The following is a 16,141-nucleotide window of genomic DNA, read 5'->3' as shown; positions in this document are numbered from 1 at the left end:
GGACGCAAGGCATGCGCATCGAGCGGCCGATCGGGTTGGTCCGATTCCAAGATCTGCTCGGGCAGTGAAGGAAGTGTCCGCGTCAATCCGACGCCCGTCTGGTGACGCACCGCGATCAGCACCGAGGCGTGACTGAGCCATAACACCGCTTGGGCATCGATGCCGGTTAAGGATTCCGCGGCGTGGGCCAGGGCGACGCCGTGCGGTAGGATTGATTGAACGTTGTAACCATTGACGCTGGCAATGTCGGTGACCTGACAGGCGGTCCGTTCTGCCGTGGCGGCGATCACGTATTGATCGTCTCCACAGGGGTGACCGTGATGGACACCCACGACCGGCCAATGGCACAGGTGTGCGGCGCTTTGGAACACCGATTGGCCGAACATTTCGCTGCAGCGTTGACGGATCTGGGGAATGTCGTTGCCGACGACGGTTTGGTAGTGCGTCCAGGCGATCGGCAACGCGATGGCCGCGACGTTGGTTTCCCCTTCGATACAGCGTGGCAGCCGCTGTTTGATCGCCGTCAGGACTCCCTGCAACCACTGCGGCGTCATCTCTTGGTCGCGATCGGTCGGCAGTGCGAATTGATGACGGCTGACCCATGCGTGTTCGTTGGACGGAAGGGTGGACGAGCGGAGTGTCGCCACTCGCACGTTTTGTTCGCCGATGTCGATGCCGATGTAGGCCGTGCCGTTTTGCGTAAACTGTCCCGATCGCCGCCAAAACGTCATCGCCGGCGCGCGCTGTTTCACGCTTGGCCGAATCTGCGAGGTGAGAGACTGGTTGGACGTCATGACAGGGAAGCATCGTGGAAGGGCCGGCCCAGAATCCGCACAAGACTCGGCACCATGGATGTACGTCACGGAGACAGACTGTTCAAACGAATGCAAGCCCGTGTGCCCGGGCCGAACCAGTCCACACGCGATGGGGACTAGTGTTGTCGTTGCAATTGGCAGATTCGGATCCGTCAGCCGCCCTGGATGGTCGAAACGTCCAGCAACGGTAGCATCACCGACATCACGATACCGGCGACAAAGACACCCATCACCAGGATGATCACCGGTTCGAGTGCGATGACCAGCCGTTTGATTTTTCGCCCGCCTTCCTGTTCATAGAAGCGGCCGATGTCGTCGAGGACTTCTGCGACACGCCCGGTTCGTTCGCCGGTCGCCATCATCTGGGTCGCTTCGGTCGGCAGGAAGTCTGCCGTCGCCAACGCGTCGCTGGCGCTGAGCCCATCGATCAGGTTGGCTTCGACACGATCGAGCAGATCGTGCCAGGAACGGTCTTGCACGGTATCGCGAGTCAGCCGCACCGCTTGCAACATCGGGACGCCTCCGCGGACCATCGCCGCGATGGTGCGAAAGTATCGACCGGCGATCAACGGGCGATAGGCATCTTTGATCATCGGTGCGTACAGCAACAGTTTGCCGATCGGTCCTTGGATCAAGGGGTGCTTGCGGAGCATGACCAGCGCTACGATTCCGGCGATGCCGACGGGAAACAGAACCATCCAGTACTCCCGACCGAAGGTGCCGACGTCCAACAAGAATTGTGTCGACGCCGGGACGGGCCGTCCGGTGGATTCGAACACGCGTCCGAATTGGGGCAGCACACCGAGAATCAGTGCGGTCATCACGACCGAGGCGGCGGCGATCAAGATCACCGGATAGATCATCGCGCCGATGATCGACGCCCGCATCTCCAATTCGCCTCGCATCCGTTCGACAACGTTGCCGAGGGTTTGCGGGACGTCGCCGGTCGCTTCGGCCGCGGCAAGCATTGGCGGCAACGAGGCGGGAAAGTATTGCCCGTGTGCCGCGACGGCACTGGAAAATCGGCTGCCCCCGCTGAGCGCCTGGTGGATCGCATCGAGGGACTCGGCCAGACGCGGGTCCTGGCAATGGTCCGCGACGTGGCCGACCGCTTCAGCGATCTCGACACCGTTTTGACTCATCACGGCTAGTTGGTTCAAGCTCAATAACACCGTCGAAGACGAAACCGGGAACAGGAAGATTCCGCCGGATCCCGCTTGGCGAGCCGGCGAGGGTAACGCCACGACGGCGGAATGGCCGGTGGAATGGCCGGCGGCCTGATTTCGGTTTCCGCGATACCCCGTGTCGGCCGAACCGCGTGCACCGCGTGTGGACGACGAGGGCGGCGCGGGAAAACCGGACAGGTCTTCTCGTTCGCTCGGCACGGTAGGGAGTGGGGTGAACGCCTTCATGATTTCAATCGACCAGTGCCACGCGTCCGACCTCTTCCAAGCTGGTCACCTTGTTCTTTGCCAATTCGATCCCTTCGCTCAGCAACGACGGGCCGGTCCGAGAGCGACGCAGAGTTTCCAGGTCCGCGCCGTCGTTGATCAGCGTGCGAATGTCAGGATTCATTTCGAACAACTCGTAAACGCCCGATCGGCCGCGATAGCCCGACTCGTAGCACTCGCCACAGCCACGGCTGCGGGCAAACCCCTGACGCGGGTCACCGACGTAATGCAGTTCTTCCAGCATCTTGGTCGACGGGTAGTAGGTTTCCTTGCAATGCGGGCACAGGTTTCGCATCAAACGCTGCGCGATCACACCGACCAGGCTGGCGGCGATTTTGAAACTCTCGATGCCCATGTCCATCAAACGCGTGATCGCGGCGGCACTGTCATTGGTGTGCAAGGTGCTCAGAACCAGGTGCCCGGTCAGCGCCGCCTGGATCGCGGTCTCGGCGGTCTCGCGGTCACGGATTTCACCGACCATGATGACGTCGGGGTCTTGCCGCAAGATGCTCCGCAGCGCTTGGGCAAACGTCATCCCGGTTTCTTTGGCGACTTGAACCTGGTTGATCAATTCCAGTTGGTACTCGACCGGATCTTCGACGGTGATCACGTTCCGTTCGATGCCTTTGATCAGTTCGATGGCCGAATAGAGTGTCGTGGTTTTACCGCTGCCGGTCGGTCCGGTCACCAGCACCAAACCGTGCGGTCGTGAGAGCATGCGGCGGACGGAGGTCAGCGAAGTGTTGGGCAGCCCGAGCGAATTGAGGTCGAAGGTGACGCTATTGCGATCGAGCACCCGCATCACGACTTTCTCGCCGAGCACGGTGGGGAGCGTGCTGACACGGAGGTCCACATCGCGGCGGCTGATTCGCACGTGCAGTCGCCCGTCCTGGGGTTGCCGGTGTTCGGCGATGTCCAGCTTTGCCATGACCTTGATCCGCGAAACGATCGCTGCGTGCATTTCTTTGCGCGGTTTCATGACTTCGCGGAGCGCGCCGTCGATGCGAAAGCGGATCGACGTGAACTTCTTGCCGGCTTCGATGTGGATGTCGCTGGCGCCTTGACGAACGGCCTGGATGATCGCGTAGTTGACCAGGTTGATGACCGGGCTGCCTTCGGCCAACTGTTGCGTGCCGTGCAGGTCCAAGTCGATCGTTTCGGCATCGATTTCCAGTTGTTCGACGTCCAGATCCGCGGTCACCGAATCGACGGCGAAGTCGTCTTCGTAGCAGCGTGGCAGCAGCCTTTCGATGCCGCTGGCCAGGGTCAGCACTGGTCGGATGCGGCATCCGCTGATGTCGCTCAGCGCGTCGATCGCTGCCAGATCCTGGGGGTCGGCCATCGCGACGGTCAACTCATCGCGGACGCGCATCAAGGGCAGCACGCGGTAGCGTTCGGCTTCTTCGCGGGGGATCAGCGTCACGGCGGTCGGGTCGATCAGCCCTTCGCGCAGCTTGACGCCTTCGACGCCCAGTTGTTCGCCGAGCATGGGCAGCAAGCTGGCCTCATCGACCAAGCCCAGTTCCGCCACGACTTCGCCGAGTCGTTTGAAGTGTTTCCGTTTGACGCGGCCGATCGATTCGGTGCCCTCCTGTGCGGCCAGGGCCTGCAACCGGTCTTCTTCGCTGGCCTGGTGGGCCAAGGCGGTTTCCAATTGGTCTTCGCGGATCAACCCGGCTTCGATCAAGCGGCTTCCCAGCGGTACCACGCCGTGTTCGGCACCGGGGCGGCGGGACGGTTGCACGATCCGCGGCGGGCCGAGACCGGCGGCGTCGGAGGACGGGTTCGAAATCGTTTTCATCGCTATCGAATCCTCCGGTTAGGCAAAACTGCCGAGGGCGGTCGTCAGATCGGGGAACGTTTCGATGTGGGCTCCGACACCGGTGATCCGCAACAGGTCGTCGCAGAGTTCGCCGACACTGCACAGCCGCAAACATCCGCCACGTCGGCAGCATTCTTCGCTGAGTCCGAGCAGCCATTCCAATCCGCGGCTGTCGATCAGCGGGGTGTCGCTGAAATCGACGACGATGGCGGGGACACCGCCGGTCAGTTTGCTGCCGATCATTTCTCCGATCGGGCCGATCGATTCGGCGCGAAGCGGTCCTTCGGAACGAACGACGTAGACGCTGCCGTGTTTATCAAGTCGGGCCATGGTGAGACGCCTTTGTTTAGATGCCGCTGCGCGAATGGCCGCCGATGGGCAGACGCATCATGAACGTGGACCCACGACCGACTTCGCTTTCCAATTCGACTTCGCCGCCGTGCATCCGCGCGACTTCGCGAGCAAACGCCAACCCCAATCCGTTGCCGCGCAGTTCGCTATTGGCCGCATTGCTGCCGCGGAAGAACTTGTCAAACACCTTGTCTTGTTCTTCGGTTTCGATCCCCGGCCCGTTGTCCTGGACGTCGATTCGAACCCAGTCGTCTTGGACACCGCAGCGGACGATGATTTCGCCGGCCGTCGGCGTGTATTTGACGGCGTTACCGACCAGGTTGACCAACGCCGCCTGCAATTTGTCGCGGTCGCCGAACACGGTCGGCAGTTTGGCTGCGAAATCGGTGACCAGTCGTTGATGCTTCTGCTCGGCCTGGGCCTTCATCTGATCGGCGGCGTATTCGACCATCGGCAACAGTTCCAGCTCGTGCCGGTTGGCGACCATCGACCCGGCTTCCATTTGGCCAACCGTCAACAACTGGTCGACCAGGCGGCCCAAGCGATGTGCTTCGGAAACGATGACGTTACAAAACTCTTTTTGCTGATCGATTTCCAGTTGGTCTTCGGCCTCGAGCGCCTCGGCGTAGGCTTGCAGGTTGGTCAGCGGTGTCCGCAGTTCGTGGGTGGCGGTCAACAGAAATTGGTCGCGAGATTTGGTCGCCAGTTCTTGCTGCGTGACGTCGGTGAGAATCCAGGCCATCCCTTCGCCGTCACCGCTGCGGCCGTCGAGTCTGGATCGAGCGATGCGGAGGTGAACGCGTTCCCCGGCCATCGTGACTTGATGGCGTTCTTGGATCATTCGCACGTTGCTGAGCAAACGTTGGCGTTTGGCGATCACCGAGTCGTCGCCGGCTCGCAATCCCAACAAGTCCAACAGGTCGCGTCCGATGTGGTTGGCGTCTTCGGTGAGACTGAACAGGCTGCATGCCGGTGGGCTGATGAACAACAGCCGGCCGTCCAGGTCCGTGATCACCCAGGCTGCCGGCAGCCCACGCATGGCGCGGGCCAGCGTGATCGCTTCTTGATCCAATGAGGCCGGAAGGCGTTCGTCGCTTGCGGTGCAGCCCGATTCGGCTTCGCGCAGCAATTCGTTCCAAGCCTCGGTGATTTTTTCTTGGCCGATGATCGGGCGGACCGTTCTCCAACGTTCCGGTTGGCCACCGCTATGCAGCAATTCGGTTTCGATGGTCCGCAGCGTGCGAACCGATCGCATCGACATCAAGCCGCTCAACGAGCAAACCGCGACGGTCGCCACCCACATGATGGACTGGAACGATCGCAGTTGCGGAAGGGAGCTGGCCGCGACGCCACACAGCAGCGCGCACAATGCCGTCACGCAAAACAGGATTCCGATCCTGGTCGTGACCAGCAGTCGGCCGGAGGCATTCGGATTCGGTGACGATGCGGTGGTCTCCGACGCCGAGGAGGCGCCTTCGCCTGAGGCAACCGCGGCTGTCGATTGAGAATCAGGCATCTCCGCAGCCTTGGGACGGTTGAGAAATATCCGGTAGCGGGCTCAACGGCGGCAGGGTGGGGAATTCGGGTTCGGCCCTGACACTGGCAGCGGAATCCGCGCCGCCGTCTTGTTCGAGGTGTCGGTGGATCACCTCGCTCAATTTGCGCGGGCTAAACGGTTTGTGCATGATGCAGGCGAGTCGGAAATCTCGACGCAACTTTTCGCTGTCAAGTTCCAACCCTTTGGCGGTGCAGAGAATCGCCGGCGGTCGTTGGTAATCGGACAGTTCGTCGAGCCGCTGAAGCAGTTCGACACCGCCGCAGCCGGGCATCTGAAAGTCCGTCACGATGAAATCGATGCCGCCTTGCAGCAGACGCTGATAGCCGGATTCGCCATCGCAACAGGTTTCCACGGCGAGCCCACTTTTGGCAACCGTAAAGCTCAACACCCGCCGAAAGACGGGGTCATCTTCGATGATCAGTACGGTCGGTGTGGTGGGCATAGTCAGACAGTCTCAAAAGGCTGGCTCAGGTGTCGTGAATCTGGAAAGCAAAACGAATGGGTTGCCTGGACGGCGACCCGGTCTACCAATCCTTGCCGATGTCGGTTCCGGCCGGATCCAGGTTCAGTTTCAAGCTGCCGTTGTGAGGTTTGTAAGCCCAGCCGCTGGTGCCGTCGGGTGCCGGGACGACCGGCGCGGAAGTCGTGGTGGTGTCGTAGTAGACATCCGATAGTCCTCGGACCGGGCCGATCGTGGGCTCCGGGAACGGGCCATTGAGCATGTCCGCCATTGCCGTTTTAAGATCTCCGCCGGCCGGATAGCTGCCTTCTTGCGCTCGGTACATTTCGATCGCGTTGCGAAGCACTGCCAATTGCTGACGGGTGGTGTTGATTTCCGCTTGTTCGGCGGTATCGAACATCCGTGGTGCTGCGACTGCTGCGATGATGCCCAAGATGAGAATGACGATGACCATCTCGATCAGAGAAAAACCTTGACGCTTTTTGCGTGTCATGTCCGTTTGCCTTTTTGGTTGAATGCTGAAGCGTCAGCAGGGTGTGGTGAGCGGCGATCCAGCACTCGACTCCCCGTGAGATCGTGTTTCGTGCTCTGGCTCGCTTGGTGACGCACTGAAAACTAGGACGGGTTTGTCGCAATGATGACGTGGGTGTGCGATTTCTGATTTTTTCGGCCACCCTGCAGAGTGTCCCGCCGCTGTGCGATCGGCACCACCGTTATGATTGATCGCCGGTGGCGGTCATGCGACAGGCGTTGCACGGGGGGAACCGGCATGATGCCCGAACGCATCGTGTGCACCGCCGGAGCAACATTCGTTTGGCCGACGGTCGACGCCAACCGGAAGGGCGTCGAAATGGGTGGCGTTGCGATGGAGGACCACGTCGAACCACGATTTGGCCGCTTTTGGCCGGAATCATCACACGCCAATGGGCCGACCGGCGGAATCGATCTGGGTCTGTCAACGTTCGGTTGGCCCCTGAGTTGCTCATGGTCTCGGGCATCATGTTCGATCACCACACACCACCGCCGAGACGTCCGTTGAACGAGAACCAACGCCCCCTCTGGATCATCATCTTTGCGATTCTGTTGGCCAGCATCGCGCTGCGGACCAAAGGCCAAGGGATTTCCGACACGCCGCAAAGCGAAGCCACGCCACCGAGTGAAGCGGCTTCGCAGGCTGAAGCCGAGTCACCGAGCGAAGTGATCACCGCGGACCAGGACATGGGGCCGGATGAAGCGGCCCAGTACACCGAAATCCAGTACACCGAAATGCGGATCGGTGATCGTGTGGTGCTGGTCAAACGAGCCTCCGCCGAACGGGCGTCTTCGCCGCATCGGGAACGTGCCAAGCCGGCGCGGTCGATGCGTCCCAAGTCTGCTTTCGTCTCTGCCGAGATCGCCCAGTTCGATTCCGATGCGGATCCCGACGGTTGGCTGGCGAGCGTGATGCTGATGGGCAGCGATGACCAGCCGGTCACGGTCCGCCGGGCGACGGCACGATTTGAATTGACGCCGCGGCTTCCGACCCACGACTTCACCGGCTATGTCGACGCCAACATCACACCGATCCAATGGAACGTGCCGTTGACGTTCGCCGAAGATGGGGTGGCGACCGTTCGGTTGCCGTTGCAAAAGCCTCTCGCGCCGTTGATCGGTTGGCCCTCGACATCCCATCCGGCAGTCGGCCGGGCCGGTGGCTTCCACTCATCACGGCGTGGGATCATTCGCCACACCACGTCGGCATTCCAGGATCGGACGGCGTTGAGCGACTCTCAAAGTCGACCTGCCGCATGGTCGGCGATCGGGATGGCGAGTTTCGGACAACTGAAAATTCGGGTTTCGGTGCCGGGTGAAGGGGTTTTTGATGCGGTCACCCCGATCGCATTGCGCCCCTCGGTCTTGGTTGACACTCGTTGGCCCTATCAGTAACTTGACACTTCTCAGCACTGGTTCACGCAACTGCCCGGTCCTGCCGAAAGGTCCGGGTTTATTTTTTGCCGTAGGATCAGTGCTCGATTGCTCGCTTAAGCCCTGAACCAAGCCCGATTCCGCCCAACCAGCGCATGCCGCGACGCTCGCTATGAACCCACAAGACATTCTGCGATATGTCGATTCGCTCCATCGCGAAAAAAATATTGACACCGAACTCGTGTTCTCGGCAATCGAGGCGGCTTTGCAGACGGCTGCAAAACGACAGTATGGTGAAGACGCTGACATCCAGGTCCAGCTGAATCGCGAAAACGGACGCATCGCAGCAACCCTCGATGGCGAACAGCTCGGCGACGATCAAATCGGGCGAATCGGTGCCCAAACCGCCAAGCAAGTGATCATCCAAAAGGTCCGCGAGGCCGAACGTGATTCGTTGATGGCAGAGTATCGCGAACAGATCGGAGACACCGTCGCCGGAATCATCGGCCGTGCCGATGGCGGTGTCGCGACGGTCAATCTCGGTAACGTCGAAGCGATTCTGCCACGCAGCGAACAGATCCCTGGCGAGACCCTGCACGCCGGCGAACGTGTGCGGGCGGTCGTGTTTGAGGTCAAAGCGACCGGCAACCGCGTCCGTGTCGTGCTCAGTCGGACTCGGCCCCAGTTGGTTCAGCGGTTGTTCGAACAGGAAATCCCCGAGCTCAGCGAAGGGGTGATCGCGATCAACTCCATCAGCCGAGAACCCGGTTACCGCAGCAAGGTCGCCGTCAGCAGCGAAGACAGCCAGGTCGATCCGATCGCGGTTTGCGTCGGTTATCGCGGCAGCCGAATCAAAGCCGTCCGGGAAGAACTGGCCGGAGAACACATCGACGTCGTCCGTTACAGCGAAGACCCCGAGGTGCTGATTCCCAACGCCTTGCAGCCGGCCGAAGTCGAACAAGTCTTGTTGTGCGACATGATCGGCCGCGCGATCGTGTTGGTCCAAGAAGACCAGTTGTCGCTCGCCATCGGACGACGCGGCCAAAACGTTCGCCTGGCCAGCAAGTTGTGCGGTTGGGACATCGAAATCATGACCGGCGGCGAGCTGGAAGAGCAGATCGAACGCGCCGTCGAGGCGTTCAGCCAGCTCGAAGGCATGACCCCCGAGATCTCTCAAGTGTTGGTCGAGCAGGGTTATTTGTCTTATGATGATTTGTCCGTCATCGAGCCCGACGCTTTCATGGAAATGAGCGGGCTGACCGAGGAGCAAGTCGACTTGATCGTCAACACTGCCGAGGAGAAGGCAGAGGAAGCCGAGGAGGCGGCGGCGCAAGAACGCCAGGCTCGTCGTGAGCGGGAACGCTTGCACAAGGAAGCCGAAGCGGCCGGCGTGGTCGAACCCGAAACACCAGCCGAACCTGAAGCAGCAGCCGAACCTGAAGCAGCAGCCGAACCTGAAGCAGCAGCCGAACCTGAAGCAGCAGCCGAACCCGAAGCAGCAGCCGAACCCGAACCCGTGGCGGCCGACGCCGGGGGGGGCGAGGATGCCGAGTCGGTCGCGGACGAAGGAGGCTCACCCGCAGAGGGGGGTGTGGACTCCGAGCCTTCCGAAGCGTCGGAGGTGAAGTCGCAGCAGGACGGCTAGCGATTGCCAGATTTCGTGTCGCGGGTGTGCTCGACTGACACGAAACACCGCTTGGTGGAGGCACACGAGCGGTGGCCCGGGGAAAAAGTCGAGTGAAATCTACTCTTGCCCCCAGGTCAGACCTCTGCGAAGACTTGTTTTTTCGCTATCCTTTGCTTCCAACGCGGGTCACAGCGATTTGCTCGCCGTGACTCCACCATTAACTGAAAGACGAAAACCATCCCGGTCTGCCCCGTTTCATCCTATCGCGGTCTAACCTTTCACCGCGTCAGATGGATACTTGGTACGGTTGCATGCTTGACGCCTGGCGTCCAAGGTGTGTGCTGATACCCGGCCGATGGAGGAGCTTTTTATGTGACCTTTGCAGAAAAATATTTGGAACGCCGCCATGAGAAAAGCATGCAATGCACGAGAGGCATGGCAGGTTCCGCCCAATTTGACAGGATTTGGACCCAGTGGCACGCATTTACGCGCTCGCAAAAGAACTTAATCTCGATAGTAAAGATCTGGTTGATCTCGTTAAGAAAGTTGGAATCACCGGAAAGGGCTCGGCGCTTGCCAGTCTAACCGATGACGAGGCCCAACGTGTGCGCGATCATCTAAGTGGTGGTGCAGAGACGGCAAAAGCACCCGCTCCGGCTTCAACCGCGACGGCAGTCAAAGAAAGCAAGCCCGTCGCCGTCCGCGAGGCCGTGCGCCCGGAACGGAAGCCAGTGAATCTGAAGCCCGCTTCCAAGGCTGGCGGCGGAGCAGCGAAGGCTCCGTCGGAATCCAAGCCGCCCGCCAAGACAGAACCCAAAGTCCGCGCGCCTGCTCCGTTGCCGCCCGTTGAAGAGCCGAAGGCTCCGGCCGGCGAAGAAGCAGCGGCCCAAGCGCCCGATGTGCGTCTTCCGGCGACCAGTCGGCGAAGCGGTGGTTTGTCCGCGCGAATCGCCCGCGGCAAGGAACCTGGTTCGCCCAGTTCGCCCAAGTCACCGGCAGCCCCGGCCCAGCCGGCGTCCAAGCCCGCTGCCGCCGAGAAACCGGCCGCGCGACCGCCCGAACCGCCGACTCGAAAACCCGACTCAACACCACCCGCCAAGCCCGCTTCGCCCGAGCGACCCGCGGCTCCCGTGCGGTCTCCGCTGCCCGATCGCCCCGCCGGTCCACTGGCCGTTCGTGGCAATACCGGCGCCGGACGTGTCCGCTCGTTGGATAAACGTGCCAGCGCCGCTGGCGAAGGAAAGAAGGGCGAGGCAAAGCCGAAGCGTCGCGAGCCGCGGATTGCGGTCAATCTGGCGTCGCTGCCCGATGCACCCCCGGAGATCCCGGCAAAGGTCAAGGGTGAGCAGAAGGCCCAGAAACCGGAGATCAAGCTCAGTCCTGATCTGATCGCCGGTCACAAACAAGGGATGAAGGCGCCGCTGGAAAAGCTGGCCGCCGAGTCCGACGAATCGAAACGGCCGGCCGGAAAACGCGGTGGCCTGTCAGGGTTCACCGAGAAAGGCAAACGGGGCGTCGAAGAAGAAGAGAAGCCGCGTAAGAAAGGCCTGTCGGGCATGGCGGGCGTCCGCCAAGACCGCAGCGGCAAACGCCGACGATCCGGAGATTTCTCGCGGTCGTACGGACGTGACGACAATCGCGGCCAACGCCGAACCTTGCAGCACAAAGGGACCAACACCGCCGCACCGCGGAAGGAACCGGTCCAGATCGAGCTGCCGTGTACCGTCCGCAGTTTCTCCGAAGCGGCCAGTATCGGTGTCGCCCAAGTGCTCAAGGCGATGATGGGCATGGGCATCATGGCCAACATCAACGCCGAATTGGAATTTGAAACCGCCGAGTTGATCGCCGCGGAGTTGGATCTGGAGCTTCAGCTGAAAGAATCCGAGACGCTCGAAGACGAGTTGATCACGGAAATCGAAGAGCTGGCCGACGATCCGGAAGCGCTCGTGACGCGACCGCCGATCGTGACGTTCCTGGGGCACGTCGACCACGGAAAAACCAGTCTGCTGGACTACTTGATCGGCATCAACGTGGTCAGCGGCGAAGCCGGCGGGATCACCCAGCACATCCGTGCGTATGAAATTGAAAAAGACGGCCGCAGTATCACGTTTGTCGATACGCCGGGCCACGAAGCGTTCACCGAAATGCGGGCGCGTGGTGCCAACGTCACCGACATCGCCGTGCTGGTGGTGGCTGCCGACGACGGGATCATGCCACAGACCGAAGAGGCGATCAGCCACGCCAAAGCGGCGGAGGTGCCGATCGTTGTCGCGCTCAACAAGATCGATCTGGAAGGCGTCGACGCAAACCGTGTGATGACGCAGTTGACCGAACATCAGTTGACACCCAGCGAGTGGGGCGGCGACGTGGAAGTCGTGCCGACCAGTGCGATCACCGGTGCCGGCATGGACGACTTGCTCGAAACGCTGCTGACGATCGCGGAGTTGAACGAATACTCGGCCAACCCCGATCGCAACGCGTTGGGCGTCTGTCTGGAATCCGAGCAACAGGGCGACCGCGGTGTGGTTGCCAAATTGGTCGTGCAAAACGGAACGCTGCGAGTCGGCGATATCGTGGTGTGCGGGCCGACCTACGGTCGCGTGCGTGCGATGAGTAATCCGCTGACCGGCGAGGCGATCACCGAAGCCGGGCCGAGCACACCAGTCAACGTGATGGGATTGGAAGAGCCGCCAGGTGCGGGCGACCGGTTCCACGTGCTGGAGGACATCACCGACGCTCGCGAAATCGCGGCCACCCGTGCCGATGCGTCCAGCCGTCAATCGCTCTCAGGTAACACCACGGCGGTTTCGTTCGAGAACTTCCAAGAGATGCTGCAAGGCGGTCGACTGGGCGTCAGCGACGAGAAAGTCAAGCTGAACGTCATCATTCGTGCCGACGTGAAAGGCTCGCTGGAAGCGATCGACAAAGAACTCAGCAAGTTCGATCATCCCGAAGTCGAGATCAAAGTGCTGCAACGCAGCGTCGGCGGGATCACCCTGGCCGATGTGACGTTGGCCAGTGCGTCCGAGGCGGTCATCCTGGGATTCAACGTGATTCCCGACGAGCAGGCTCGTTCGTTGGCCGATGAACGCGGCGTCCAGATTCGCCGTTACGATGTGATCTACAAGTTGACCGATGACATTCGGGCGATGATCGAAGGCCGGCTGAAACCGGAAGAACGCGTCGTCGAACTCGGACGGGCACTCGTCAAGCAAGTCTTTTCGATCAGCCGCGTCGGGACGATCGCCGGTTGCTACGTCGCGCAAGGTTCCATCCAACGCGGTTGCCGAATCCGCGTCAATCGCGACGGTCGAACGATCGGCGATTATGGCCTGGATTCGCTGCGACGTATCAAAGAAGACGTCAAAGAAGTGCCTCGTGGAATGGAGTGCGGGATTCGTTTGCAAGGCTTCAACGACGTCAAACAGGATGACGTGTTGGAAGCGTACCGAATCGAAGAAGTGGCCCGAACGTTGGATTGATCCAGATCCCTATCGACCAGGGCGTGGGATGATTGCCGCGCCTGAGTCGATCGAGAAGTCCAGCTACCGTTTCTATCGTTTATTCCCCGCTCAGGCTCATCGTGACCAGTCGTCGAATGTTGAAAGCCGCCGAAGCGATCCGCGAGGTCGTCGCGTCGGCTATCTTGACCGAAATTAGAGATCCACGCGTCAAAGACGTGACCGTGATCGGTGTCGAAGTGACTCCCGACATGCGCGAAGCCACGGTTTCGATCAGCGTGATGGGAGACGAAGCGCAGAAACAACTCTCGTTGCGGGGGTTGCAAAACTCGGCCGGTTTTCTGCAGTCCAAGATCGCCAACCGGATCGACACCCGCTACACGCCCCGCCTGCAGTTTGAACTCAACCGAGGCATGGAAAACGCCATGGTCGTCGGCGAGTTGCTGGGCAAGATTCGCCGTGAACAACAGGGCGATCCGCCGGCAGCGATTGATGAACCCGACGGCGAGGTGACGCCGGTCGACGGCGATCCCCCCGCTGCGGACAGCGGTGTCACAGAATCTTCGTGATTCTCGCGGCCAGCACCTACCCAGACCTTCCACTCCGATAAGACTGCGACGCAGCGATTCAACGTACGCCGCAACTTCCGCAAACACAATTTCCCTAACCACAAAAACGATGGCTGCAAGCAACCGAGCCAAGCTGATTACCAAGCTGCATACCGAGCTGAAAAAGAAGTACACGCTTCCACCATCTCAACCCTCTCGCCCGCTGCTCGAACATCTCTTGTACGCCTGTTTGCTTCAGGATGCACCCTACGATCTGGCCGACGAAGGGCTGGCCAAGTGCGAACAGGAATTCTTCGACTGGAACGAAGTCCGCGTGACCACGGTCACGGAACTGACGCAGGTGCTTTCGGGAATGCCCGACCCGGCCAAGACGGCGCGGCGATTGAAAGAAATCCTGCAAGCGGTGTTCGAAGAGTTTTACGCGTTCGATCTCGATCACCTCAAGAAAGAAAACTTGGGCAAGGCGGTTGCACGATTCGAATCGATGCCCGTCATGACGCCGTTCGTGCTCAGCTACACCATCCAACATGGTTTGGGAGGCCACTCCATTCCGGTCGATTACGCCGGCATGGTGATCATGTTGGCCACCGGAATCGCATCGCAGAACGAAGCCGCCGACGGAAAAATCCCGGGCCTGGAACGGGCGATCCCCAAGAACAAGGCGCTCGAATTCTCCGCGCTGCTGCATCAGGCCGGCGTCGATCTGTTGATGGACCACAACGACAAGAAAGCCCGTGCGTTGATCGATGCCGTCGCCAAGGGTTCCTCGGAACGATACGACGAGTGGGAAGCGAGCAAGAAAGCCGCGATCCGGCGTGTCAAAAAGCGTCGACGCGATGAAAAGGCGGCGGAGCTAGAAGCGGAAGCGGAAGCCGAGTCGGCCAAACAGGCAAAGGCTGCAAAGTCGGCGAAGAAGGGTGCGGCGAAGTCCGAACCCGCAAAGACCAAGACGTCGAAGTCTGATGCGAAGGCGGCCAGCGCCGAGGCGGGCGCGAGTAAAGCCAAGCCCGCAAGTGCGAAGAAATCGAGTGGGGAAAAAAAAAGCGCCGACAAGTCAGCTGAAACGAAAGAAGCCGGCAAGAAAAAAGTGACGGCGAAAAAGACCGACGCCAAAGAATCCGCCGACGCGACGACGAAGAAGACGTCCAAAAAGGCTGCCAGTTCGTCCAAGTCCGCAGCCACCAAGGCTACGCCGACCAAAAAATCCACCAACCGAAAACTGTCTAAACGAAAGCCTCGTTAGACGTTCCGAACCCTCATTCAATCTTCGATTCCGAGCACGGTCATGGCAGGTCACTCGAAATGGGCGAACATTCAGCACCGCAAAGGTCGTGTGGATGCCGCCCGCGGTAAACTTTGGAGTAAGTTGAGCAAGGCGATCATCATGGCCGCTCAGAGCGGCGGAGGTGATCCGACGGCAAACTTCAAATTGCGCAAGGCGATCGATGACGCCAAAGCCGTCAGCATGCCCAAGGACAACATCACTCGGGCGATCAAACGCGGTACCGGTGAACTGGGCGGCGATCGCGTCGAAGAAGTCGTCTATGAAGGTTATGGCCCCGGCGGCGTGGCGATCATGTGCGAAAGCCTGACCGACAATCGCAACCGGACCGCTCCCGAATTACGCTCCATCTTTTCCAAACTCGGTGGCGAACTCGGCAAGACGGGCTGCGTCTCGTACCTCTTCGATCGAAAGGGCCTGTTTGTCTTCGATGCCGAATCGATCGACGAAGAACGCGTCACCGAAATCGCCCTCGAACACGGCGGCGAAGACGTCGAAGCGACCGACGATGGGAAAGTGCAAGTGACCTGTTCGCCGGACGCATTCGATGCACTCGCGGACGCCTTCGAGGCAGCCGAATTGGCCATGGAAGTCAAACAAGTCACCCTGATCCCGCAAACCACCGTCGATGTCGATCCCGACACCGGACAGAAAACGATGCGGTTGCTTGAGCAGTTGGATGACCACGATGACGTGCAAAACGTTAGCACCAATCTGAACATCACCGACGAGATGGTCAGCGAAGACTAGTATTTCGCCGCACCTTGGTTTTCGGCTAGGCGGTAGTGGACGAGGCGACGAGTCCTCTGTAATCGGCATATCGACAAGGACTCGTCGCCT

Annotated in this window: 13 protein-coding genes; 6 read left to right on the top strand and 7 right to left on the bottom strand. The window is 60.4% G+C overall.

Annotation, left to right across the window (positions count from 1 at the left end):
- From ABX749_RS03725 to ABX749_RS03695, 7 genes are all read right to left on the bottom strand, one after another.
- The coding region (locus tag ABX749_RS03725; RefSeq protein ID WP_372894820.1) for a hypothetical protein at positions 1–752 on the bottom strand (752 nt) is incomplete at its 3' end.
- 215 nt (positions 753–967) lie between these two features.
- Positions 968–2,227, bottom strand: a complete 1,260-nt coding sequence (locus ABX749_RS03720; RefSeq protein WP_372894819.1) for a type II secretion system F family protein — start codon at positions 2,225–2,227, stop codon at positions 968–970.
- A 4-nt stretch (positions 2,228–2,231) separates the two neighbouring features.
- The gene (locus tag ABX749_RS03715; RefSeq protein ID WP_145208845.1) at positions 2,232–4,067 is read right to left on the bottom strand and encodes a GspE/PulE family protein; all 1,836 of its coding nucleotides are present in this window, start codon (positions 4,065–4,067) and stop codon (positions 2,232–2,234) included.
- A gap of 18 nt (positions 4,068–4,085) precedes the next feature.
- The gene (locus ABX749_RS03710; protein ID WP_372894818.1) at positions 4,086–4,418 is read right to left on the bottom strand and encodes an STAS domain-containing protein; all 333 of its coding nucleotides are present in this window, start codon (positions 4,416–4,418) and stop codon (positions 4,086–4,088) included.
- Positions 4,419–4,434: 16 nt separating this feature from the next.
- Complete coding sequence (locus tag ABX749_RS03705) at positions 4,435–5,955, bottom strand: ATP-binding protein (RefSeq protein WP_372894817.1); 1,521 nt, start codon at positions 5,953–5,955, stop codon at positions 4,435–4,437.
- Positions 5,948–6,439, bottom strand: coding sequence for a response regulator (locus ABX749_RS03700; RefSeq protein WP_145208838.1), 492 nt, complete (start codon positions 6,437–6,439; stop codon positions 5,948–5,950). Before ABX749_RS03700 ends, ABX749_RS03705 begins: the two co-directional genes overlap by 8 nt.
- 82 nt (positions 6,440–6,521) lie before the next feature.
- Entirely contained in the window at positions 6,522–6,950 is a 429-nt protein-coding gene (locus ABX749_RS03695) for a type II secretion system protein (RefSeq protein ID WP_372894816.1), read from the bottom strand.
- 542 nt (positions 6,951–7,492) lie between these two features.
- On the opposite strand from ABX749_RS03695, the gene ABX749_RS03690 reads away from it, so the two are divergent.
- The 6 genes from ABX749_RS03690 (at position 7,493) to ABX749_RS03665 (ending at position 16,051) form a co-directional block, all read left to right on the top strand.
- Positions 7,493–8,383, top strand: coding sequence for a hypothetical protein (locus ABX749_RS03690; protein WP_372894815.1), 891 nt, complete (start codon positions 7,493–7,495; stop codon positions 8,381–8,383).
- Positions 8,384–8,534: 151 nt separating this feature from the next.
- Positions 8,535–10,007 (top strand): transcription termination factor NusA, encoded by a 1,473-nt coding sequence (gene nusA, locus ABX749_RS03685; RefSeq protein WP_372894814.1) that lies wholly within the window; start codon positions 8,535–8,537, stop codon positions 10,005–10,007.
- Between the two features lie 713 nt (positions 10,008–10,720).
- A complete protein-coding gene (infB, locus tag ABX749_RS03680; protein ID WP_372894813.1) occupies positions 10,721–13,471 on the top strand; it encodes a translation initiation factor IF-2 in 2,751 nt (916 codons plus the stop codon).
- A 101-nt stretch (positions 13,472–13,572) separates the two neighbouring features.
- Positions 13,573–14,019, top strand: a complete 447-nt coding sequence (gene rbfA / locus ABX749_RS03675) for a 30S ribosome-binding factor RbfA (protein WP_145208828.1) — start codon at positions 13,573–13,575, stop codon at positions 14,017–14,019.
- A 109-nt stretch (positions 14,020–14,128) separates the two neighbouring features.
- Complete coding sequence (locus ABX749_RS03670; protein ID WP_372894812.1) at positions 14,129–15,262, top strand: hypothetical protein; 1,134 nt, start codon at positions 14,129–14,131, stop codon at positions 15,260–15,262.
- A 42-nt stretch (positions 15,263–15,304) separates the two neighbouring features.
- The gene (locus tag ABX749_RS03665) at positions 15,305–16,051 is read left to right on the top strand and encodes a YebC/PmpR family DNA-binding transcriptional regulator (RefSeq protein WP_372894811.1); all 747 of its coding nucleotides are present in this window, start codon (positions 15,305–15,307) and stop codon (positions 16,049–16,051) included.
- Positions 16,052–16,141 lie beyond the last annotated feature (90 nt).

Origin of the sequence: Stieleria sp. (genome assembly GCF_041595215.1) — a bacterium.
GTDB classification, from domain to species: Bacteria; Planctomycetota; Planctomycetia; order Pirellulales; family Pirellulaceae; genus Stieleria; species Stieleria magnilauensis.
This window is presented reverse-complemented; position numbering and strand designations above follow the sequence as displayed.